The sequence below is a fragment of the Dictyobacter halimunensis genome (genome assembly GCF_036245075.1).
This window is the reverse complement of record NZ_BSRI01000001.1, coordinates 2,514,344-2,536,079: the sequence shown is the minus strand read 5'-3', so window position 1 is coordinate 2,536,079 and position 21,736 is coordinate 2,514,344. Positions and strand designations below refer to the sequence as shown.

Here is a 21,736-nt window from a genome sequence, read left to right as displayed (position 1 = left end):
CAGCGAGGCGCGGATGCGCCTGATAAACAGATTTTCTCTTCTCTGTCAAATGTCCTAAAGTCCGTTTGAAGGAGCACGAAAAGTGGCGCAGATCCAAAATACTTGACGGGCTCAGTATAGAGAAGCTGGTGCACCATGAGTTGGAGAGGGCAGTGGCAGCACTTGTAGAAACTGAACAGGCTCTACCGAAAGTGAACAAGACCCCGAAAATCTGATCACTCTCCGCTCTTAATTACCAGCGCCCCGCTGCATCAACATAGGAAGATCTGGATGCGTTCACGGATGCGTCTATGGTTGGGGTTCGGGGGGGTGATCGGGTTGGGGATGGGCACGTTGTAGCTCATCGATATGCATGAGCAGGCGCAGGATGACCTCAATGCCTGCCTGGTTGATGTCGAGGTCGCGCTGCAGTCGATATGCCCGGCGCAAGAGAAGCAGGTCGCGATCACAGTAATAGTATTGCATGCTGACGCTTTCCAGACGTCCCACCAGCCCTTCTTCGGCCAGCTGCGACACAAATGGTCGTTCCAGGCGGCACCATTCCAGGATCTCTGATTCACTATAGCTGTAAGATTCGTTCTGACCAGGCACAATAATTTTTATGAACTGCCGCGAGGGTTGTGGATCATTCATAAATACATCACTCCTCTTCCGTCTTAGTGGATCGGATTTAGTGAGCTGGCAAAAGCCTCAAAGAGGCGCTTCTGTTCATCGGTTAATTGGGTCGGCAGGTCGACGTGTACCTCGGCGTACAGGTCGCCGCGCTGCTCTGGGTGTCCAATTTTTTCAGGCATGCCCTGACCACGCAGACGAAAAGAGCGGCCATCATTGGTACCGGCGGGGATGCGCAACATCAGGCGGCGTCCATCAGGAATGGGGACGGGGACCTCTCCGCCGAGCATGGCCGTGGTCAATGGGACAGAGATGCGGGTGCGCAACGTACTGCCTTCACGCGTATACTGAGGATCGGGCCGCAGATGGACGTTGAGATAGAGGTTGCCACGCGGCGTACCGGGCATGCCCTGGCCCGAGATACGCACGCGGGACCCCTCGCCAACGCCCGCCGGAATCTTGACCTCCAGGCGACGTGTGCTCCCGTCTGGTTGACCCAATTCGAGCACTCGTTGCGTCCCCTGATACGCTTCCGCCACTGTTATCTCCACCTCGGCTTCCACGTCACGGCCAGCCACGGCCTGCCGGGCGCGCTGGCCGGTTCCGGCGCCAGCGCGACGCGCTTGTGCGCCGGTGAAGCCCGAATGGAAATAGGTCTCAAAGAAATCGGAGAAGGGAGAGCTTCCCCCGAACAGATCCTCCAGATCCTCTTCGTTCATAGTTCGGTATTGATACTGCCCCCCACCATAGCGCGCCCGCGCGTCCGTGGTCCCACCCGCTCCCGGCCACGCGCCATACTGCTGATAGTACGCGCCCATCTCATCATATTTCTTGCGCTTCTCTGGATCAGATAAGACCTCGTTAGCCTCGTTAATCTCCTTGAATTTATTCTCGGCCTCTTTATTATCGGGATTCACATCGGGATGGTATTTGCGGGCCAGCCGCCGAAAGGCGCGTTGGATCTCCTTCTGGTCGGCATCTTTGCTCACCCCGAGGATTTTATAATAATCCTTGTAATCAACTGCCATGGAACATCTCACTCTCTGACTGCGTTACTCCAAAGTAACGACGCCTGGTCAGCCGATCTCTAGGAGTTTTCCTCCTGGGAAGGCGCGCTGGCAACCACAACCTGCGCCGGACGTAACACCCGGTCCTTCAGCATGTAGCCGGGTCGTACCACCTGGATAATGGTCCCCTCGTCATGCTGCGGGCTGGGCATGCGTAGAATAGCATCGTGTTTATAGGGATCAAAGGGCTCACCCGGCTCTCCCACCGGCGTCACCCCCAGTTGCTCAAGCGTATTCGTCAACTGTCGCGAGGTCAGCATGACGCCTTCAACCCATGCATTGTCCGTCAGTTCCGAGGGTACAGACGCCATGGCGCGTCCCAGGTCATCCAGAACGGGGAGGATGCGTTCAAGCAGGGCCATCTCGCCACTGGCGCGTGCCTCCACCTGCTCCTGGCGGCTCCGGCGCCTGTAATTGATGAAATCGGCCTGTGAACGCTTCAATTGATCAAGATATTCGGCGCTTTTCTGTTGTTCTCCCGCCAACTGCTGCTCAAGAGAAGGCGCTCCAGGGGTTACCTCTTCCTGCTGGCCCTGCGTCTCCTCCTCCGGCGTCACCACCTCTCCCTCCACCACAGTAGTATCGGGTTGGACATCCTTTTCCTTTGACTTTTTTGCATCATTCCGGCTCATAACAATCCACCTCTTCAATCCTATATCAGTTCAAATCTCTCGAAAAGAGATGCGAAGAACAAACGTGTCCAAAACTTAAAATTACAGCAATGGAGTTAAGGATTCATTCCATTGCTGTAGAAAACACGATTAAAAAGGAGAGAAGGTGTACAAAAAACTAGAGCTTATCGCCAGGGTACCAATGGTTGGTCCAGCGCATATCGATATCATCATCTTTACGCTGATAGCGAATATCAGTTGAGAGACGAATGCGCTGTCCGGAATTATAGTTGACCGTGGCGGCATGAATCATATAAGGACTATGTACGACCATATCTCCACATTCATAATCGGCAATCAGCCAGCGACTATTGACGCGCTCGGCCAGTTCTGGCAGATCATTGGTCAGCCAGCCCTCGCGCATATTTTTATTATACGCGCTGATGCGCTCCTCGGGGGGAAGATCAGCATTTTTCAGGGAAAATTCGGCCTCCATCTTCCGTCCCCAGGCATCCGAGCCTTCCAGGTAAGTCAGGCCCCCCATCTCAACAGGGATGTCACCGATAGGGATCCAGCTGCTGCAGAGATGATCGGTGCCACCGCGCAGGTAGACGAGGTCATAGTGCGCCCCCGTAGTCCTGGCATCACCGGGTACGTTGTAGCGGATAAGCTTGCGCTTGTGCAGGTAGATCTCGCCGCCAAGAAATTCTTCATAAAAGTGTACGATCTCGGGGGCGGTACAGAAAGCCTCATACTCGGGCCAGCGGTGCGCCTCCATGAAGATCCTGTGGGCCAGTTCCTTCTGCGTGGTCTCCCCCGAGTAGATCCCCTCTTCGGGATCGCTACCAGCGGCCAGCAGTCCGCTTACCTGCATGGCGGCAAAGAAACGGCGGCGAAACGTCTGAACCGCCTCGCGGTTCAGGATACCCTTTAGCCATAGATAGCCGTCTGCGCGGTACTTTTGCCGCAGTTGTTCCATCGGTAAGGTGGGATCGGTAGGCTCCAGCCAGCCCAGACGCTGTGGTGTCTGTGATAGTTGATAGCCATTGCTCATCAATGTAAATTCGCGCGTCCGTGTGCTCAAAATCTTTCTCCTTCGGAACCGATGCGTCCACGATGCAAGACAATCGCGGTTCGACTCGCTATAAGCACCATATCATCCCTTCCACCATGTACAGATAAGTATACGCAGGCGGGCCGCCCATGTCCTGGGAGAAAGCAATCTGCAATTTGTAAAAAACGATCACATTCTCGCTGATGATTATCAATCGGAGGCGGGTGAGGAGAGATCCAGGTGCTGGGCGCGCCACTGGGAGGGTGAGACGTGATAGTGCTGGCGAAAGGTTGAGGAGAAGTGAGCCAGGTCAAAAAAGCAGGTCTGGGCCGCGACCTCCTGCAGAGTCAGGCGCGTGGTCGCCAGCAGATGCTGGGCTTCTTTCAGCCGCAGGTCCAGTAGATATTGTTTCGGCGAAACGCCAAAGACGGCGCGGAAATGGCGGCGCAGCGTCACTTCCGCCATCAAGAACTGCTGAGCCAGGCGTGCAATGGCGATCGGCTGATCCAGATGGGTCTGCATGTAGGCCGCGACCTCATACATGGCGATGGTCGTCGGGTCCTGAACCTGATCACCCTCCAGCAGGGTCAGCACGAATACCTCCAGGTAGGCCTTCAGGAGACGCTCCTGTTTGGAGGGCGATTGGGCGACCAGGTCCAACAGACGCTGAAACAGGCCCTCGTATTCGATCACCTGTTTTTTTGTCAGCGTAATCAGGCGGGGTGCGTTGCCTGGAACCAGGCGCTGGGCCAGGTCGAGCGGCGTATAGTCGAGGTGCAAAACGTTCAGCCGCGATGGCTCATGGCACCACCAGCGATGCGGCAAATGTGGAGGAATCGAGACTACCTGCCCCGTTTTGACCTGCCATTGGCAGCGGGCGGCCTCCAATACCACTTGCCCCTGCAGAATGCCCACCAGTTCAATCCCATTATGCGCATGCTCCCCAAAGGTCCAGCCCGCCGCTACCTGTAGCGCCTGCATCCCATTCACCAGTTCCATCGCCGTTGTCACATCTCCTCCAATCCCGGTAGCTTGCTCAGCTATCCACATCATATACATATTGTGCCACAACGCCTCTACAATAAAAAAGATCTTGTACACATTGGCCCATAGGTTGGAGCATTTACAGGTATGCTCGATGCGTCATATTCGGATCGATATATGCTTTTTACTCGATACAACATCTTCGAAACAAATATTGCCAGTAAAAAGCCTTATTCACTTGTAGAATGTGGCGATCAATAATAGTGTGATAGATAAGCGGCTTCAAAAGACAATGATAGTAGTCATGTAAACGCCTTTACCGCTTATAGATCACTGGCAACACTCGGTACACATCAACTGCATACACCTGTCCTTTATACGATTTTAAGCGCCTGATAATTGACGAAGGGAAGCGTCTGATAAAAACTCTCTTTCTCATCCTGATATCCCTGGTAGTGGGTGCGTGAGTCGCTGGTCGGTCAGTCATCCAACGGCTCGCGCCGCCTGCCCGCGTTACGCTATCCTCCGACCCATCTCCTCTCAATTGGATGTCACAGCGAGCGACTACTGGCTGGCCCTTTCGATTCTCCAATGAAAAGGGCCAGCCTCTTTTGATTCTCCTGAATATAAATACAGTATATTCCCTTGACAAAAGCAGGGTTTTTTCCTACTCTTATGGAGAAAGCGCTTTCTCCATAAGAGTAGGTGCTATATTTTCACTTTGAAGGGGTAGTTGAGCGCCCCTTTCGGGCGTCCTCATGCGCGGCCGCACTGGTTTATATGTTGGTGCGACAGGGGCGCATCGTGCCCCTGTCGCACCAACATATAAATAATTTATGGGAACCGTATGCTCGGCCGCGATACAATTAACGGGAGGGAGAATGTTTATGCGCAGATTTGGTCAAGTTATTCGGATAAAGCCGGACCGTGTTGAAGATTATGAGCGTATTCATGCCGCTGTTTGGCCGGAGGTGTTGGAAACGATTCGGGCCTGTAACATGCGCAACTATACTATTTTCCGCCATGGGACCCTCTTATTTGCTTATTTTGAATACATTGGCAACGATTATGCGGCCGATCAGAAAAAGATGGCGGCGGACCCGAAGACGCAGGAGTGGTGGTCGCATACAGATCCGATGCAGGAGCCGGTTGAAGGGGGTGGGGAAGGTGAATGGTGGACCAATATGAAAGCTATTTTTCACACTGATTAGGTGGTTACAGGCCCTGCGCAGTCGTATATAGGAGAAAGTAAAGAGAAGAAATGATGAAGACGATACAGCTGGAAACGCCGGGACAGTTACGGTTACTGCAGGCGACCGAGCCGCAGACGCCGGGGCCAAACGAGGCGCTGGTGCGGGTGCGAGCAATCGGGGTATGCGGCACCGACCTGCATGCCTTTCGCGGGGAGCAACCCTTCTTTGAATATCCACGTGTGCTGGGTCATGAAATGGGAGTGGAGGTGGTAGCGATCGGAGAGCAGGTGCAGAGGATCAGCGTGGGGATGCGTTGCGCGGTCGAGCCCTACCTCAACTGTGGTACGTGTCCCCCCTGTCGGCGCGGCAAAACGAATTGCTGCCTGAATCTGCATGTGCTGGGGGTGCATATTGATGGTGGGATGAGCGAATATCTGCTGGTGCCTGCCGACCACCTTCATCCCGCCCGAGATCTCTCTTTCGAGCACCTGGCGCTGGTTGAGCCGCTCTCGATTGGCGCCCACGCGGTAGATCGTGCGCAGCTGGCCAATAATGAACGCGTGCTGGTGGTGGGCGCGGGCCCCATCGGGCTGGCGGTCACCCAGTTCGCCCGGCTGGCGGGCGCACAGGTCTTTGTCATGGATATCAGTGCCAGTCGCCTGGACTTCTGTCGCCAGCAATGGCCAGAGGTCACCTGCATCAATCCAGGCCAGGACGCCCAGGCCGGTCTGCAGGCCATATTTGGGGATGATCTTCCGACGGCCGTCTTTGACGCCACCGGCAATCAACATTCTATGCAGGCCGCCTTTCACTACGTCGCCCATGGTGGTCGCCTGATCTTTGTCGGACTCTTCCAGGGGGACGTCACCTTCAACGATCCCTACTTCCACAGCCATGAGCTTACGCTGCTCAGCAGCCGCAACTCCACCGGCAAAGAGTTCCGCCAGATCATCGCCTATCTTGAAGCGGGACAGATCCGGCTGGATCCGTGGATTACACATCGCGCCACGCCAGAGACCGTGGTTGAAGCGTTTCCCCACTGGTTCGATCGTGATAGCGGCATCATCAAGGCCGTCATCACCTTCTAGATGACCAAAGGTCATCATCCCAGAATGAGTCTGGCTCCCGTCACCCGGGGCACGTAAGCGCCCCCATACGCGCGTCCGCTACGCGGCCGCACTGTTTGTTTTGAGTTAGTGCATGAGGGTGCGCATTCGCGCACCCTCATGCACTAACTCAAAACTGATTCGTAAGCACCATAGATGCAAAGGCTCAAGCAGCCTGCAGCCAATGCTCATGAGCGTCAGACACATTCTCAATGAACGTTGACGGTGAGGTTCATATCAGGATGGACGGTACAGTAGAGATGGAAGGTTCCGGCGGTATTAAAGGGACCGATAATCTGGCTGATATTGCCATTCACGCTGGCATCAACCTGTGGCGCCCCGGCCTCATCTTTCGGCACCTGCATCCCATCCACCCAGCTCCCATTCTCAATCACATGGATCGCCGGACTATCATTGACCAGCGTCACGCTATCACCTTTTTGAATGCTAATAGATTTCTGCTCAAAATTTGTCTCGTTCATATGGACCTGATTCTGATTTGAGGCGCCACAGGCCGCGAGTAGCCCCAGCATAGCGATCAGCACACCAAAAAAAAGCAGACAACGATATGGATATCGTTTCATGATGCAGATTGCTCCCATGTAAAAAGATTCTATTTCAGTGTATCACTGAAAGCTTATTACACGTATTGTAGCAGAATTATCCTTTCCTGCTACCTGATTATTTTTCAGGTGATGCAAACTGGATTGAGTATATCTCCCTATGTACGCAAATAAGTACTATATATTTTGAGGAGTGCTATTATATATCTAAAGGATTATAATGGGGCAGCGCAAAAAAGCATAGGGCCAACGCCCAATGGACATAAGTAGAGTTCTGCTCTAATATAACTTTGTACATCCGATAAGGATAGAAGACGATAAGAAAAGATGTGGAAATGTGGGGTGGAGATGTTCTACTGTAGTCACCTCTGATCCTGCGCCGCATAGTTGCCGCTCATCATTCGTAGAGAGGATGTTTATACATATGAGCACACGAGCAGGGAGATATTCTATCATCGGTTTAAGCATTTTTTTGGGTATACTATCCATGCTGATATACACAGGGAGTGCGCTGGCGCAACCTGTCCATGGCGAATATGTCAGCTCCGTACCGGCCGCCAACGCTATGCTGACCAAAGCGCCGTCCACGGTTACGGTGCGCTTCTCAGAGCCGGTCGATCCCAATCTAAGCGATATCCAGGTCTATGATGTCACCGGCAGGCTGGTAAATACAGCGCCGGCTAAACTCAACGGTAGCGATCGCCAGACGATGGTGGTGCCGATGCAGGCGGATAATTCCGAAATCTACCTCGTCACCTGGCATAATACCTCCACCGATGAAGGGCACCGGGACAGCGGGAGCTTCCGCTTCTTCGTCAATATCAGTCCTATGCTCAAGGGTATGGTGAAAGGTGAGCTAGCGGGACATCCAATGATGGTCAGCATAAAGAAGATCACACCAACCCAGAATACGCCCACCACACCGCTACCCGGCTGGCTCAAGGTGCTCCTGGCTGGCATCATCGGTCTACTGGCGGGTAGCGCGGCCACCTTTATGATGACCCGGCATCAGCAGCAGCATAGAGCCTCGCTTCCCGAAGCGGAAAATACCCTAGGGAAAAAATAGGGAATTGCCCCAATAGACATGGCTCAATGCAAGCTTTATGCTCTGGGTAGAGATTAATAGCGGGCAACCCTGATAATAAAAAAAAGTAGTACCTTTATGTACTATTCTTTATCATAGAATCCTGACAAGCAAGAAAGGCGAATGTACTCATTATGCGCTTACTTCGACAACGTCTGTGCATGATATGCGTGGCGATCCTCAGCCTGGGCATATTCTTCGCGCTCACAGGCACGTCCTTCGCGATGCCCAATCACGCCAAAGTCTCATCCTCTAATCCAGGCATTAACTCGACTATTGCAAAGGCACCCGACAAGGTCACCGTCACCACGGCGGAAAATATGAAGCCGGGTCCAACCAACAGCAACCTTTTCGTCTATGGACCCAGCGGCGAGCTCATCAGCCAGGGGGACGCCAAAGTTGACTTGAACAATCCGATGAAGATGTCGGTCAACATCAAACCCGAGAAAAACGGCATCTACGTGGTACGCTGGATCACCGTTTCATCCGACGACAACGATCCTGCTCAGGGCGCCTTTGTCTTTACGGTCGGTTCGGCAGCCGGTAGCAGCACACAGCAGGCTCAACCTACGCCCGCGCCCAAGGCGAGCGCACCCGCGGCCGGAGCGGCCAGCTCCAGCAATGGTGGCTCCTCCATCTGGACCGCCGTCATCTCTGGTGTGATCGCCCTGCTGGTAGGTCTGGGAGCCGGCTTCGGCCTGGGCCGCTCACGTCAACCCGCGCCCGCCGCCAACGAGCCCACACGCACACCCGTCAGCTAAGAATTAGAGCTATTGTATGCTGGTGCATGGAGGCGCGAATGCGCCCCCATGCACCAGCATACAGCTGACTCCTGCCTTTTCTATGTTGACAGTACCAGACCAGTATGCTATCTCTTTAGAGAGAAGAAAGAAATTAACAGACACAGGATGTGTTGATATGCTCTGGTGTACCGAAGTAGTAGAGGTATCGTTCCGGGTAAGCTGGCCTGGCAGAGGGAGTGTCTGTAATGTCAACATATCTTTGTTTCAACATCCCGCAGCAAGGAAACATCAATCCTACACTGGCCATCGTTCAGGGTCTGATAACGCGTGGCGAGCAGGTCACGTATTATCAAACGGACACATTTCGCCATCCGATCGAGGCCACGGGAGCTCTCTTTCGTGGCTATATCTCGGATCTGGACGTTGAGCAGCTTACCCGATGGATCAATGGTCAGAGCGGCCCTGAACGCCTAGCTGTGATCGGCTGGCAGATCATCAAGGAGTGTCGCCAGCTCCTACCACAGATTTTAGAGACGCTGCCTGGTCATCAGCGGCCCACCGGCATTATCTATACGCCGGCCGCGCTCTGGGGCCGCCTGCTGGCCCAGATCCTGCATATCCCGGCCATTCTCGTCCACCCGACCTACGCCTGCAACGAATACTTTCAGTTCTGCTCCCTCATGCATCAATCACTACCCCTCACCGATGTGGATAAGATGGGTGAACATCTAGCCGCCCTGAACACGCAACTCCATGCGCTCTGCGCCATGTACCAGGTACCCACTTTTGACTTCAAAGATTTTCTCACCCACGCGGAACCTCTCACGCTGGTGACGCTGCCGCGCGCGTTTCAATACGCGGGTGAGACGTTTGATGATCGCTTTAACTTCGTTGGACCCTGCCTGCTACCCCGCTATAATGCGCATGACTTTCCACTGCAACGCCTGCGTACACAGCCGACGCTCTACATCTCGCTGGGAACCGCCTTCACCCAGCAACCAGACTTCTACCGGACATGTATACAGGCCTTTGCGTGTCTGCCCTGGCAGGTCGTGATGGCGATTGGTCCACACGTCCCGCTAGCCGCGCTGGGCGCCCCGCTCCCGCAAAACTTTATCATTCATCCCGAGGTGCCTCAGCTTGATGTCCTGGCTCACTCCAGCATCTTTATCGGGCAGGGCGGCATGAACAGCACCATCGAGGCGCTCTCGTACGGGGTACCCTCAATCATCATCCCGCGAACCCAGGAACAAGAGCTCACCGCGCGTAGGATAGTGGAACTGGAGCTCGGCGTCTCACTGAAACCGGAGCAGGTTACAGCCGCGCTCCTGCGAGAAACGGTGAACTATCTCGCCCACCAGTCAGGCATCCGCCTGCGCGTGCGGCGGATGCAGCGCACGATCGCGGAAACGGGAGGTGTCCATGCCGCCGTCGACGCCATCCTCCAGCATCTGCATACGCGCCAGCCCTCCAGCATCTAAGCGGCGCTGAAAGGTATGATTTCCTCGACAATCAGATAGCAGGTATTACGTTGCCAAACCATTGACATTTATTAAACTACAGGTTACTATTCCAATGTAAACTAGTCAAATCAGGAATAGTTAGATATATACTAGTATAACGAGGAATATAAAGCCATGGCCAGGCGTAAAGTTTCCAACCTGCTGGCGCTGGCCGTGCTGTCATTGTTGACCGAGCGTCCTATGCATCCTTATGAGATGTCGGCGGTCATGCGGCAGCGCGAGCTCTCGTCGGTAATCAAACTTAATCAAAGCTCGCTCTACGCGGTGATCGACGCGCTACAGCGGGAGCAATGGATCATGCCGGTAGAGACACAGCGCGAGGGACGCTATCCCGAGCGCACCATCTATACCACAACCGAGGCCGGGCGGGCCGAACTGGCGGACTGGTTGCGCTCACTCATCCGCCAGCCCGCCACCGAATATACGCAGTTCGCGGCCGGACTGGCCTTCCTGGGCAATCTTCCTCCCGACGAGGTTGTCACGCTGTTGCAGGAATACCTGCAACATCTGCAACCGGAGATCGACCAGGCGAAGTCGAATCTGGAACGGGGCTCGCAGCTAGGGGTGGACCGCCTCTTCCTGGTCGAGGATCGCTATGCCCTCACCTTGCTTGAAACCAGGTCCACCTTTGTACAACAGCTCATTCAGGAGATCCACGATGGTACCTTGACCGAGATTCGCGATGGACATCTCCAATGGAAGATTCAACGCCAGGATCTTGCTCTTCTCGGTAGCGAACAAACATCCAACGAAACCCCTGATGACCAATCCCAGGATCGCTAACAGCAGGCGCAAAAAAACTATAAGAAAAAACATCTAAGAAAGGATTTGAACGATGCGGGCAAGAAAAGCTTTGATTATCGGCTGTGGGATCGCGGGCCCCACGCTGGCTCTGTTTTTAAAGCGCGCAGGCATTGAGGCTGAGATCTACGAGGCGCGCGAGACACTTGATGGCTATTCACTGTCGCTTTCATGCAATGGCGTGGCGGTTCTGCAGGAACTAGGACTCGATCAGGCCATCTACGCCGAAGGATCGGCCATAACCCGGTGGTCAATGTGGAACAGCAAAAACAAATTTTTGGGTCGGGGTGTCCTGGCTGGCGGAGGCCTCAAGAGCGTCTTCATCAAACGCATCCCTCTGGGAAAAATCATCATCGATGAGGCCGAACGCCAGGGGATACGTATCATGCGGGGCAAGAAACTACAGGATATTAAAACCACCGAGCAGGGAGGCGTTGTGGCAGCGTTCAGTGATGGAAGCACGGCCAGCGGCGATCTACTCATCGGGGCCGATGGTGTTCATTCACAGACGCGCAAGTTTGTTGCTCCCACCTTCAATAGCATAACCTATACCAGGCTGATTAATAGCGGCGGCTATACCTCCGGGGTCACTGTATCCGGACCACCCGAAACCATCAATTTCATCTTTTGCAGGCGCGCCTTCTTTGGCTATCATGTCACGCCAACTGGCTACATCTACTGGTTCACTAACTGGGTACAGGACGAGGAGGCGGCTAGAGGAGCGTTCGATCAGATGACCGATGCCGAGCGCAAGCAGCAGATGCTAGCGATATACAAGGATGATCAGCCGCTCATCCGCGAGATCATCCAGCGGGCCGACGAAACCTTCCCTTACTTCGCTTCCTATACCCTACCCGAACAACCGATCAGCTGGCATAGAGGTCCAGTTGTGTTATCAGGCGACGCTGCCCATGCCATCTCGCCCAGTTCCGGGCAGGGAGCCTCGATGGCGCTGGAGGATGCGGCCATACTGGCGAAGTGCCTGCGCGACATTCCCGATCTGGAGCAGGCTTTCAGCGTCTACGAACGGTTGCGCCGCGAACGCACGATCAAGATGTATGATGCTGGAAAGCGGGGTGACTCGGGAAAATTCGTCATGGGTCCTCGCAAGCAGTGGTTCCGCGATCTCACCACGCCGATCTTCCTCAAACTCTTCGCCAATCCCAAAGCTTCGGATTGGATGTATGCTTATCGAACGGAGTGGGACAAAAAAGCGGATCTAACCGCTATCAGTAGTGGTGCTGAAAAATAGTAAAGCGACCTGTCATCATTTCAACCTGCATGATATAGTGACAGAGGATGAGCGATGTGCGCCAGGGAAACATACGTGCGCCCCTGGCGGTTGAGTATGCATCATCTGAAAAGTAGCGTTTTTAAGGAGATGATCATGGCGATAGAATGTACGCACGTTGACCAGATTCAAGAGGTCACCCCCAGCGCGCGCGGCTGCGAAGATTGCCTGAAGACCGGCGATAGCTGGGTCCATCTACGCATCTGCCTGACCTGTGGGCATGTAGGTTGTTGCGACTCATCAAAGAACAAGCATGCAACCAGACATTTTCACAGCACCCAGCATCCAATCATAGCCTCATTTGAGCAGGGCGAAGACTGGGGCTGGTGCTATGTCGACCAGGTTGAGCTCGATTTTAGTGAAGAAGAATAACGAGTAAAGAGTAGCAAGCGGCCAGCAGCTAGCAATTCTTTTTGTTGGTGGGGGCGGTAGCTCGTTCGAGGGTAGTAATAATCTGCAGAGCCTCCTGAGAAGAGCGTCCACAAATATCTTCCTGGGGTTGAAAAGCGGAGCAGACAGCTGGCCGTTCTGGTTTGCCAAACAGCTGGCAGCGGTTATCGCTGCTCAAATTGACGCAGCGGACTCCTGCTGGCTTGCCTTCGGGCATGCCAGGGATAGGGGTTGAGATCGAGGGCGCGATACAGCAGGCGCCACAGCCAATACGGCATTCCATTCGCCAGGGTCCAATCTTGTTACGATACTTTCAGGATATTGTAGCACGAATGTGACCGGATGGAAACGCGGTCGCTCCCCGCTATCAGGGCTGAATGCTGGGCGCTTCGATCGCCTTGATATAGGTTTCGGCGGTAATCAGAGAGGCCTCCACATTACCTACCAGCAATTCCAGTTGGTTTTGATACGCGCCAATCGCATCATAGTGATGGGCGATAATCTCATGCCTTGAGACAGCCGCAAAATCATACATCAGGCGATGCATAGCCTGGCACTCCAGAGCGATTCGCTGGCGCAATTTTTCTACCTCACTCATAGTATATGCCTTTTGTGATGTATGAGTCATCCCGAACTTTTGCAAAAGTTCCCAAAACCGGGGTGCAGGGCGAGCATGCCCTCCTGCACCTCCCGCATTGGGTTGGATTCTTCAAAAATCCAGGATGACTCATAAGAAACATTTTTGAGCTAAAGAACATGTTGTTGTCTAGTCATAATGTTGGGCATTGTACAATGCCAAAAAGGATGCATACCAGAGGCCACTATCTTTTATAATACGGGTCTGGGTATCATAATCGATGTAGACTAAGCCGAAGCGTTTACTATATCCTTCGGCCCACTCAAAGTTATCCAGTAGCGACCAGGCGAAATAACCCTGAACGGGAGCTAGGTCCGATTGCTGGATACTACGGCCGATGACCTCGATATGCTCGCGTAAATACTGAAGACGGCGCACATCGGCGATCCTTCCGCTCGCCTCGATACAATCATCAAAGGCCGCACCATTTTCTGTAATCAGTATAGCGGGGATCACATACTCGTAACGCAGCCAGCTAATGAGATCGGCCAGCCCCTGGGCATAGATCTCCCATCCCATAGCGGTGCTGGGCACGCTGGCCGACATGTTCAGTACCTCGTAATCATGCCGCACGCCGCCTTTTTTATCCTTTACGGGCGTCATACCCACACGCAACGGGTTATAGTAATTGATGCCCAGAAAATCCAGAGGAGCTGAGATCAGTTCCAGGTCGCCCGGTTGGACCTCTGGTGGCTGACAGCCCATGAATGAGAACAGATCAGCGGGATAGTGGCCTTTAAAAACAGGATCAAGGAACCAGCGATTCCTGAAATCGATCTCCCGCTCCACGCGTTCAGAGGCGCCGGGCGTCTTATCGACGCTATAGACGGGAAAGAGGTTGAGCGAGATCCCAATCTGCGCGGTAGGTGGGAGCAGGGCTCGCAGGCGCGGCATCGCCAGTCCATGTGAGAGCAGAATGTGGTGAGCAGCCGTGACGGCCGCCTGCACATCCTGGATGCCGGGGGCATGAATGCCCAGGCCATGGCCCAGGTAGGCTGAGCACCAGGGCTCATTGTGGGTAATCCAGTGGCCGACGCGATCGCCCAGGTACTCGACCACGCGGGCCGCGTAATCGGCGAAGGCATAGGCGGTGGCGCGATTGGTCCAGCCTCCCTGGTCCTGCAGGGCGGCCGGCAGGTCCCAGTGGAAGAGGGTCGCCACCGGCTGGATATTATGGGCCAGCAGTGTATCTACCAACCGGCCATAGAAATCCAACCCACACTGATTGACCTCTCCTGTGCCGGTTGGAAAGATGCGCGACCAGGAGATCGAGAAGCGATAGGCGCGCAGACCCATCTCGGCCATCAACGCCACGTCCTGCTCCATACGATGATAGTGATCCGCCGCTACCTCACCCGTCTCGCCTTGAAAGGTGCAACCCGGAGTGGTCGCGAAACGATCCCAGATCGAGGGGCCGCGTCCATCTTCTCTGGTCGCGCCCTCAATCTGATACGCCGAGGTGGCCGCGCCCCACAGAAAATCCGCGGGAAAGCGCGAGGCGAGATCGGTATCGCTGGCACTCTGTATCTGTTGATCCTGTTTATTGTTCATCTAATCTCTTCTTTTTTCAACGTTTTCGCATTACGAATACTGGCAGCTTGAATCATCGAGTTGGATGGAGGAGCATATGACATGGGCTCCTCCTGCAGTTCTTTACGATCGCCAGGATGATAGGCTGTCGTACCAGCAACAGGTTGAGCGCGGCTCAATGGAACGCTTGCCCATCTCATCAAGAAGCTGGCACACAGTTGGCAGTGGAGGTTGGAAATGGAGAGAGAGAAATCATCATAACCAACGACCGCCAGGGCCTCGGGCACGCGCAGAGCGCAGTAGACCACCGCCGACAGCGCGCCGGGCCTATGCGATGCCCTCCTCAGCCAGAGCATCGCAATAACCCTGATGGCGATCAAGGGATACTTGATATTTGCGCGGCCCGTGAATGTGCGCGATGCGCCGATGTCCCAGCGGCCGGAATCACTACCGTTTACGTTACCGTTATCGGTTTCGGAAACGATTTCATGTCAGAAGTGTAAAATGGATAACCTGAATTTGAAGCGAACGAAAGTAGTATTTTGGCAGTTTATTTTTCTACTACTTTTCACGCCTGACGGCTGGTTCCAGGTATCACATGGGTTACCTAACGGTCGAAGGTTCGTGCCTTCGGCCCCTGACACTACGCGCCTGCGGCGCTCGATGGATGTTAGTGGATGGTGCAACGTCATGGCTGGGTGCATTTGCACCCAGCCATGACGTTGCACCATCCACTAACATATTACAGCGGTTCCATTGTATAATATGGCTGATAATTCAAATGGAGGCTGTTTCCAGGCAGATTAATATAGGGGTATAAATTGGCCGCACAAAAGTTACCGAACATGACCATGAAGGTGCAAGGAGTTGTTGGGGAACTTTCCTTTATTAAGCGTGCATATACATATAAATAAGTATATAGGGGTGAGCCGATTACAATGGCAGATGCAACGCCCACTGTACGCAGCGATACGTTATCTTATCAGCATGAGGGACAGGAACTCAGGCTCGCCGTGGGCGGTGCGGCCTGGTATGAGTGGCTGCAGACAGCGACCACCTTTACGTTTTACGGCACCAGCGGCGGCTATACGGCGCGCAAAGAGCAGGCCAGCAATAAGCGCGGTGGCTGGTACTGGAAGGCCTATAGTAAGCGCAAAGGGAGGTTGCTGCACGCGTACCTGGGAAAATCGGAGCTGCTGACAATCGAACGGCTCCAAGAGGCGGCGCAGGAGATAAGCCGGAAAGCGCTGGATGCGCAGGTCAAGGGTTCCCCAACAGCCACCATATCCAGCGGCGAGGAGGCACAGGTGGTGCTTCCGGTACAACCGGATGTGTTGATTGGACGTGAGCAGGAGATCCACGCGGCCTGCACGCTGCTCCAGCGTCCAGATGTGCGCCTGCTCAGCATAACCGGTCCCGGTGGGGTCGGCAAAACGCGTCTGGCGCTGGAGATGGCCTGCTTACTCGTGGATACATTCCCCGGCGGCGTCTCGATCGTCTCACTGGGTCCCATCACTGAATCCGAGTTCGTCGTGCCGACCATCGCCCGCGAGCTTGGCTTCATAGAGGCCGGGAACGAGCCGCTGATCGAGCGCCTGAAGGCTTTTCTGCGCCCCAAGCACACACTGCTGGTGTTGGATAACTTTGAGCAGATCATGCCGGCCGCCCCCGTGCTCTCCGAGCTGCTGGCAAGCTGTCCGCTGCTCAAGATACTCGTAACCAGTCGAGAGATGCTGCATGTGCGTGGCGAATACGAGCTGAATGTCCCCCCGCTGGCGCTGCCAGAAGGTCAGCAGCGCTCTGAGTGCGAGACGCTGGCGCGCTACGCCGCCATAGAGCTCTTTATACAGCGAGCAAGCGCCGTCAGGGTCAATTTCACGCTGACACCTGAAAACGCGGAGACGATCGCGGAGATCTGCCGCCGACTGGACGGGCTGCCGCTGGCCATTGAGCTGGCGGCGGCCCGCATCAAGCATCTGTCACCCTCGGCGTTATTGAACCGGCTGGAGCACCGGCTGCAGGTTCTGACCAGTGGACCCCGTGATCTGCCGCCGCGCCAGCAAACGTTGCGCGCCACGCTTGACTGGAGCTATAACCTGCTGACGCCAGCCGAGCAAAAGATCTTTCGCCACCTGGCGGTTTTTGTACGTGGCTGCGCCCTGGAGGCCGCAGAAGACGTCTGCGCGCTCCTGGAACCGTCCGAAGATGGGGCGGGAGTGAGCGTATTCGATACAATCAGTTCGCTGATCGACAAGAGCCTGCTCCAGCAGAGCGAACAGGCCAACGGCGAGATGCGCCTGAGCATGCTGGAGACCGTGCGCGAATACGGGCTGGACTGCCTCTTCAACACCGGTGAGTCTAGCGGCTCCTACCAGGCCCACGCGCTCCATTACCTGAATCTGGCGGAGATGGCGGCTCCACAATTGCGGTGCTCAACACAGGCCTACTGGCTGAACCGATTGGAGCAGGACTACGACAATCTGCGGTCCGCCTTACGCTGGCTGCTAGAACAAGAGGCACCCGCATATGCCCTGCGTCTCTGTAACGCCCTCTGGCGCTTCTGGCTGATCCGCAATCGCCATCGCGAAGGCTATGAGCTGGCCGAACGGGCGCTGGCACTAAGCAAAGGCCAGCAGATCGGGGATCAGCTATGGGCCGAGGCCTGCTTTGCCACGGCGGCCCTGGCCGATAGTCAGGGGCAATACGCACGCAGCATCGAGCTCTGGCAGCAGAGCCTGGCGCTTTTTGAGACGCTACAGCATCAATCGGGCATCGTCGCCACGCTCAATAAGCTGGGCACCGCCTACGCGCGCAACGCGCCCTCGGAGGCCCATACCCTCTATGAGCGCAGCCTGGCGCTGGCCCGCGCCCAGCACGATCAGTACGGTATCAGCGACGCCCTGGCCTCACTGGCCGATGAAGCCTTCGCGCTGGGATTTCTGAACGAGGCAAAGATCTTTATTGAGGAGCGGCTCAGCATCGCCAGGCAGTTGGGCGATACGCGCTCCATCGCCTACTGTCTGGATGGCCTGGGTCAGCTGGCGGCCCACCAGGGCAACTACGCGCAGGCCAATACGCTGCTGCGCGAATGCCTGGACCTGCACCGTCAGATCAATGATCGCGTCGGCATCACCCTGGCCCTGCTGCCCCTGGCGATCGTGACTCTCTACCAGGGCAACTACAGCCGGGCGCACACCTTGCTGGAAGAATGCGTAGCCGTTTCCAGGGAACTAGGGAGCAAGCAGCCGTTGGCCCACTACCTGGAAATACACGCGGAGAGCACGGTCCTGCGGGAGTCTGAGGAGGTGCTGGTGAGCCGGTTGCTGGAGGAGAGCATTACCATCTTTCGCGAAGCCGGCAAGGATGAAGGGGTCGCCACCAGGCTATTCGCCCTCGGCTGTATCGAGTTCTCGCAGGCAAACTTTGCCGCCGCCCGCCAATCGTTGGCCGAGAGCCTGAAGATGTTCAAACAGCTCAACAACCGCGTCATGATCGCGGGCGTATTCAACATGCAGGGGCACCTGGAGGCCCGCCAGGGCAATTACGCGGCGGCCCACACGGTCATGGAGGAGAGCCTGGCACTGACACGCGCCAGCGAAGATCGCTGGACCCTGTCTTCGCGCTTGAGCCAGCTCGGGCTGATCTCCCTCAATCAGGGCAACCACTGGCAGGCGCGCAACCTGATCGAAGAGAGCATGGTGGTCGCCAGAGCAATTGGGGACCAGCGCTATATCGCCGAGGCCACACATGTGATGGGGCTGCTCGCCCTCAACGAGCACAACTACACACAGGCCGAGAACCTGTTTCAGCGCTGCCTGGCCCTCAATAGCGACAAGCGCAGCGGCTCCAGCCGATCTTATATCCTGGCGGACCTTGGTCTACTGGCGATCCAACAGGAAGCGATCAGCAAAGCCCAGGCGCTGATCGAGGAGAGCCTGTCCCTCTGTACCCGCGTCGGTGATCGCTGGTTTATCCCTTCATGCCTGGAACGCCTGGGTGAGGTTGTCGTACGTCAGGGCCAGCCCGAGCGCGCCGCGCAACTATGGGGGGCCGCCGCCGCCATGCGCGAAAAAATCGGCGCCCCCATCCCACCTATAGAGCGTGCCCCCTACCAGAACGCCATCGCCATCGCGCGCCAGCAGCTCGGCAACGAACGCTTCTCCGCCTGCTGGAGCAGCGGCTACAACCAGACGCCAGAGCAGGTCCTGGCCATCCCAGAAACCCAACCTGCCCAACCGGTATCCACAGCTAGCGCGGGCCATAGCCGGCCAGATAATGGAAGCGCAGCCAACCTGACCAGCCGCGAAAAAGAGGTCCTGAAACTGGTCGCGCAAGGCTTTACCAATGGGCAGATCGCCAAAAGGCTGGTCGTCAGCCCACGCACCATCCAGACCCATCTCAGCGCCATCTACAACAAGCTTGGTCTGAGCAGCCGCAGCGCCGCTACGCGCTACGCCATCGAACATCACCTCGACTGACACACAATCGCCAGCTATCTCAGCCATCTGGCTTAGGCGGAAATGTGTACATCAATATATGGAGGCCGAGAAAATACACGCTTTCGCCGATGTAATCAGGCCTGAAATCAGGTACAGTCATGGGTACGCACTCTTATTTCAACGAAGAAAAAGGCCAGAGAGAGGTTCGTATACCATGACCCGCAATTTCATTCCGGTCGTTGTCGACGAATATTTATGGTTGGCTGATCAAACAGACAAAACATCTCCTGCCATCATTGTGGGCTCCCATGATTGGTATGCCTGGCTAGCGGATGATCAGCATACTTCGTTCGCCTTTAAGCAGAGCAGCGGCAACTTTACCGCGCGCCACGAGCGACAGCGCAACGGCTGGTACTGGTACGCCTATCGTAAACGAGGCGGTCGCATACACAAAATATACCTGGGTCGTCCAGCCGAGATGAGCCTGCAGCGGCTAGAGCATGCCGCGTGCGTACTGGCAGCCAGGGTTGAGCCGCCGAATCGGGACGCGCCACAGGCCATCCAGGTGTGTACAGCGCGGGGACAGCGGCCACAGGTCGTGCTGGCCGAAAAATTCGCCTTCCCAACCATGGCCGGGAACCCGGTCGAGCGGCCACGGTTGTTCACATTTCTCACCAGCGGAGCCAGGGGCAAGCTAACGCTTATCTCAGCTCCAGCTGGCTGGGGCAAGACCATCCTGCTCAGCAGCTGGTGTGCCAGTCACCACGCGCCACACTGGCCACATGGCTGGATCACGCTCGACAGCCACGACAACGACATACAGAGCTTCTGGAGCAACATCTTAGCGGCGCTCGATCTCCTTCACACGGGCATCGCCGCACAGTCTCGAACTCTGCTGGTCCATCCAGAAGACGAGACCATACATATGGTCATCAAGACGCTGCTCAATGCCTGCCAGCAATTGACGATGGATACGATCATCATTATCGACAACTACCAGGCCATCCAGGCAGCGGAGATCCATCGATCGCTCAGCTTCTTCCTGGATCACCTGCCCGCGCGCCTGCATGTCATAATCAGCAGCCGCACGATGCCGCCCCTGCCGCTGGCCCGGCTGCGCGTCCAGGGCGCGCTGACCGAGATACGCCAGCACCAGCTACGCTTCACAGAAGATGAGGCCGGCGCCTTCTTCAGGAGAACGCAGGGCATCACACTCGATGACAGCGAGTGCGCGGCCCTGACGGTCCGTACCGAGGGCTGGATCGCGGGCCTGCAGCTAGCCTTGCTCTCCATAAGCGATAAGCAGCATGTCGATACATACCTCAACCACAACCGCTATATCCGCGACTACCTGATCGAAGAGGTCATTCAGCAGCAGACGACCGAGGTGCAGCAGTTTATGCTGCGGACCTCGATTGTCACACGCCTGAATGCCGGGCTCTGCGATACGTTGCGCCAGGCCGGCGACAGCCAGCTGCTGCTTGAGCAACTGGAGCGCGCCAACCTCTGTCAGCCGCTCACAGATCAGCACGGGAGCTGGTATAGCTACGCGCCATTGCTGCGCGAGACGCTCCTCTACCTGCTGCAGCGCACAGACGCGCAGCAGGTTCAGCAGCTCCATCAGCGCGCCAGCCAGTGGTATGAGCAACAGGCGCCCAGACAATCCATAACATTGTCAGAACACGTCGGACCAAAATCTGGCGCTATGCTGGAGCCCCTGACGCGGCGCGAGCAACAGGTATTGCGGCAGCTCCTCAATGGCGCCTCCAATCGCGACATCGCCCGCTCTCTAATCATCAGCGAGGGCACGGTCAAGAAGCATGTCTTCAACATCTGCAGCAAGCTAGGTGTGCAGAGCCGTAGCCAGGCTATGGCCAGGTCCATCGCCCTCTCTCTGCTATAGAAAGACCACCCGCGGTCAAAAAATCCCCCAGCGGCGCGTCTATGTATATTAGAAAGTAAAAGACATAGATGCGCTCAATAGCATACATGTGATGGTGCGGGGGATGCGCAAGGTGCATCCCCCGCACCATCACATGTATGGCACCTCACTTCTCTTTTTGACACGCAGTTGACCAGCGTGTATGATAAAGTGGCGCAATGTACTT

The 21,736-nt window shown here is 55.7% G+C and carries 20 protein-coding genes; 10 read left to right on the top strand and 10 right to left on the bottom strand.

Annotated elements, in window-relative coordinates:
- Positions 1–288: 288 nt before the first annotated feature.
- From AABA21_RS10265 to AABA21_RS10245, 5 genes are all read right to left on the bottom strand, one after another.
- Positions 289–633: a chaperone modulator CbpM gene (locus AABA21_RS10265; protein WP_338249478.1), complete on the bottom strand. Its 345-nt coding sequence runs from the start codon at positions 631–633 to the stop codon at positions 289–291.
- Positions 634–656: 23 nt separating this feature from the next.
- The gene (locus tag AABA21_RS10260; protein ID WP_338249476.1) at positions 657–1,640 is read right to left on the bottom strand and encodes a DnaJ C-terminal domain-containing protein; all 984 of its coding nucleotides are present in this window, start codon (positions 1,638–1,640) and stop codon (positions 657–659) included.
- A gap of 59 nt (positions 1,641–1,699) precedes the next feature.
- Positions 1,700–2,311, bottom strand: a complete 612-nt coding sequence (locus tag AABA21_RS10255) for a nucleotide exchange factor GrpE (RefSeq protein ID WP_338249474.1) — start codon at positions 2,309–2,311, stop codon at positions 1,700–1,702.
- Between the two features lie 157 nt (positions 2,312–2,468).
- Positions 2,469–3,374: a phytanoyl-CoA dioxygenase family protein gene (locus AABA21_RS10250; RefSeq protein WP_338249472.1), complete on the bottom strand. Its 906-nt coding sequence runs from the start codon at positions 3,372–3,374 to the stop codon at positions 2,469–2,471.
- A gap of 180 nt (positions 3,375–3,554) precedes the next feature.
- Positions 3,555–4,397, bottom strand: coding sequence for a helix-turn-helix domain-containing protein (locus tag AABA21_RS10245; protein ID WP_338249470.1), 843 nt, complete (start codon positions 4,395–4,397; stop codon positions 3,555–3,557).
- Positions 4,398–5,215: 818 nt separating this feature from the next.
- Here AABA21_RS10245 and AABA21_RS10240 point away from each other — a divergent pair.
- Entirely contained in the window at positions 5,216–5,539 is a 324-nt protein-coding gene (locus AABA21_RS10240; protein ID WP_338249468.1) for an L-rhamnose mutarotase, read from the top strand.
- A 50-nt stretch (positions 5,540–5,589) separates the two neighbouring features.
- Entirely contained in the window at positions 5,590–6,609 is a 1,020-nt protein-coding gene (locus AABA21_RS10235; RefSeq protein ID WP_338249466.1) for a zinc-binding alcohol dehydrogenase family protein, read from the top strand.
- A 227-nt stretch (positions 6,610–6,836) separates the two neighbouring features.
- On the opposite strand, the gene AABA21_RS10230 is transcribed toward AABA21_RS10235, so the two are convergent.
- Complete coding sequence (locus tag AABA21_RS10230; RefSeq protein WP_338249464.1) at positions 6,837–7,211, bottom strand: cupredoxin domain-containing protein; 375 nt, start codon at positions 7,209–7,211, stop codon at positions 6,837–6,839.
- A 466-nt stretch (positions 7,212–7,677) separates the two neighbouring features.
- Between AABA21_RS10230 and AABA21_RS10225 the strand changes: the two genes are divergently transcribed.
- The 6 genes from AABA21_RS10225 to AABA21_RS10200 all read left to right on the top strand — a co-directional run bounded on the left by AABA21_RS10225 (position 7,678) and on the right by AABA21_RS10200 (position 13,004).
- Positions 7,678–8,256, top strand: a complete 579-nt coding sequence (locus tag AABA21_RS10225; RefSeq protein ID WP_338249462.1) for a copper resistance CopC family protein — start codon at positions 7,678–7,680, stop codon at positions 8,254–8,256.
- 152 nt (positions 8,257–8,408) lie between these two features.
- Positions 8,409–9,035, top strand: coding sequence for a copper resistance CopC family protein (locus AABA21_RS10220; RefSeq protein WP_338249460.1), 627 nt, complete (start codon positions 8,409–8,411; stop codon positions 9,033–9,035).
- 227 nt (positions 9,036–9,262) lie between these two features.
- Positions 9,263–10,498 carry a macrolide family glycosyltransferase gene (locus tag AABA21_RS10215; RefSeq protein ID WP_338249459.1) on the top strand — a complete coding sequence of 412 codons (1,236 nt, stop codon included), beginning with the start codon at positions 9,263–9,265 and terminating at the stop codon, positions 10,496–10,498.
- Between the two features lie 156 nt (positions 10,499–10,654).
- The gene (locus AABA21_RS10210) at positions 10,655–11,323 is read left to right on the top strand and encodes a PadR family transcriptional regulator (protein WP_338249457.1); all 669 of its coding nucleotides are present in this window, start codon (positions 10,655–10,657) and stop codon (positions 11,321–11,323) included.
- Between the two features lie 52 nt (positions 11,324–11,375).
- Positions 11,376–12,593, top strand: a complete 1,218-nt coding sequence (locus tag AABA21_RS10205) for an FAD-dependent oxidoreductase (RefSeq protein WP_338249455.1) — start codon at positions 11,376–11,378, stop codon at positions 12,591–12,593.
- Positions 12,594–12,728: 135 nt separating this feature from the next.
- Entirely contained in the window at positions 12,729–13,004 is a 276-nt protein-coding gene (locus AABA21_RS10200; RefSeq protein WP_338249454.1) for a ubiquitin carboxyl-terminal hydrolase 14, read from the top strand.
- A gap of 28 nt (positions 13,005–13,032) precedes the next feature.
- On the opposite strand, the gene AABA21_RS10195 is transcribed toward AABA21_RS10200, so the two are convergent.
- The 4 genes from AABA21_RS10195 to AABA21_RS10180 form a co-directional block, all read right to left on the bottom strand.
- Positions 13,033–13,305: a YkgJ family cysteine cluster protein gene (locus tag AABA21_RS10195; RefSeq protein ID WP_338249452.1), complete on the bottom strand. Its 273-nt coding sequence runs from the start codon at positions 13,303–13,305 to the stop codon at positions 13,033–13,035.
- Positions 13,306–13,389: 84 nt separating this feature from the next.
- Positions 13,390–13,620, bottom strand: coding sequence for a hypothetical protein (locus AABA21_RS10190; RefSeq protein WP_338249450.1), 231 nt, complete (start codon positions 13,618–13,620; stop codon positions 13,390–13,392).
- Between the two features lie 168 nt (positions 13,621–13,788).
- A complete protein-coding gene (locus tag AABA21_RS10185; RefSeq protein ID WP_338249448.1) occupies positions 13,789–15,210 on the bottom strand; it encodes a GH1 family beta-glucosidase in 1,422 nt (473 codons plus the stop codon).
- Positions 15,207–15,545, bottom strand: a complete 339-nt coding sequence (locus tag AABA21_RS10180; protein ID WP_338249446.1) for a hypothetical protein — start codon at positions 15,543–15,545, stop codon at positions 15,207–15,209. The genes AABA21_RS10185 and AABA21_RS10180 overlap by 4 nt, the downstream gene beginning before the upstream one ends.
- Positions 15,546–16,127: 582 nt before the next feature.
- Here AABA21_RS10180 and AABA21_RS10175 point away from each other — a divergent pair.
- Entirely contained in the window at positions 16,128–19,667 is a 3,540-nt protein-coding gene (locus tag AABA21_RS10175; protein ID WP_338249444.1) for a tetratricopeptide repeat protein, read from the top strand.
- Between the two features lie 175 nt (positions 19,668–19,842).
- Positions 19,843–21,531 carry a winged helix-turn-helix domain-containing protein gene (locus AABA21_RS10170; protein WP_338249442.1) on the top strand — a complete coding sequence of 563 codons (1,689 nt, stop codon included), beginning with the start codon at positions 19,843–19,845 and terminating at the stop codon, positions 21,529–21,531.
- Positions 21,532–21,736: the final 205 nt, after the last annotated feature.

What these genes read in the sequence shown, in the direction of transcription:
- AABA21_RS10170 (WP_338249442.1), top strand. Translation starts at nt 19,843, where the DNA reads ATGACCCGCAATTTCATTCCGGTCGTTGTCGACGAATATTTATGGTTG.
- AABA21_RS10180 (WP_338249446.1), bottom strand. Translation starts at nt 15,545, where the DNA reads ATGCTCTGGCTGAGGAGGGCATCGCATAGGCCCGGCGCGCTGTCGGCG.
- AABA21_RS10235 (WP_338249466.1), top strand. Translation starts at nt 5,590, where the DNA reads ATGATGAAGACGATACAGCTGGAAACGCCGGGACAGTTACGGTTACTG.
- AABA21_RS10205 (WP_338249455.1), top strand. Translation starts at nt 11,376, where the DNA reads ATGCGGGCAAGAAAAGCTTTGATTATCGGCTGTGGGATCGCGGGCCCC.
- AABA21_RS10265 (WP_338249478.1), bottom strand. Translation starts at nt 633, where the DNA reads ATGAATGATCCACAACCCTCGCGGCAGTTCATAAAAATTATTGTGCCT.
- AABA21_RS10220 (WP_338249460.1), top strand. Translation starts at nt 8,409, where the DNA reads ATGCGCTTACTTCGACAACGTCTGTGCATGATATGCGTGGCGATCCTC.
- AABA21_RS10175 (WP_338249444.1), top strand. Translation starts at nt 16,128, where the DNA reads ATGGCAGATGCAACGCCCACTGTACGCAGCGATACGTTATCTTATCAG.
- AABA21_RS10260 (WP_338249476.1), bottom strand. Translation starts at nt 1,640, where the DNA reads ATGGCAGTTGATTACAAGGATTATTATAAAATCCTCGGGGTGAGCAAA.
- AABA21_RS10210 (WP_338249457.1), top strand. Translation starts at nt 10,655, where the DNA reads ATGGCCAGGCGTAAAGTTTCCAACCTGCTGGCGCTGGCCGTGCTGTCA.
- AABA21_RS10190 (WP_338249450.1), bottom strand. Translation starts at nt 13,620, where the DNA reads ATGAGTGAGGTAGAAAAATTGCGCCAGCGAATCGCTCTGGAGTGCCAG.
- AABA21_RS10195 (WP_338249452.1), bottom strand. Translation starts at nt 13,305, where the DNA reads ATGGAATGCCGTATTGGCTGTGGCGCCTGCTGTATCGCGCCCTCGATC.
- AABA21_RS10240 (WP_338249468.1), top strand. Translation starts at nt 5,216, where the DNA reads ATGCGCAGATTTGGTCAAGTTATTCGGATAAAGCCGGACCGTGTTGAA.
- AABA21_RS10215 (WP_338249459.1), top strand. Translation starts at nt 9,263, where the DNA reads ATGTCAACATATCTTTGTTTCAACATCCCGCAGCAAGGAAACATCAAT.
- AABA21_RS10230 (WP_338249464.1), bottom strand. Translation starts at nt 7,211, where the DNA reads ATGAAACGATATCCATATCGTTGTCTGCTTTTTTTTGGTGTGCTGATC.
- AABA21_RS10200 (WP_338249454.1), top strand. Translation starts at nt 12,729, where the DNA reads ATGGCGATAGAATGTACGCACGTTGACCAGATTCAAGAGGTCACCCCC.
- AABA21_RS10225 (WP_338249462.1), top strand. Translation starts at nt 7,678, where the DNA reads ATGCTGATATACACAGGGAGTGCGCTGGCGCAACCTGTCCATGGCGAA.
- AABA21_RS10255 (WP_338249474.1), bottom strand. Translation starts at nt 2,311, where the DNA reads ATGAGCCGGAATGATGCAAAAAAGTCAAAGGAAAAGGATGTCCAACCC.
- AABA21_RS10185 (WP_338249448.1), bottom strand. Translation starts at nt 15,210, where the DNA reads ATGAACAATAAACAGGATCAACAGATACAGAGTGCCAGCGATACCGAT.
- AABA21_RS10245 (WP_338249470.1), bottom strand. Translation starts at nt 4,397, where the DNA reads ATGATGTGGATAGCTGAGCAAGCTACCGGGATTGGAGGAGATGTGACA.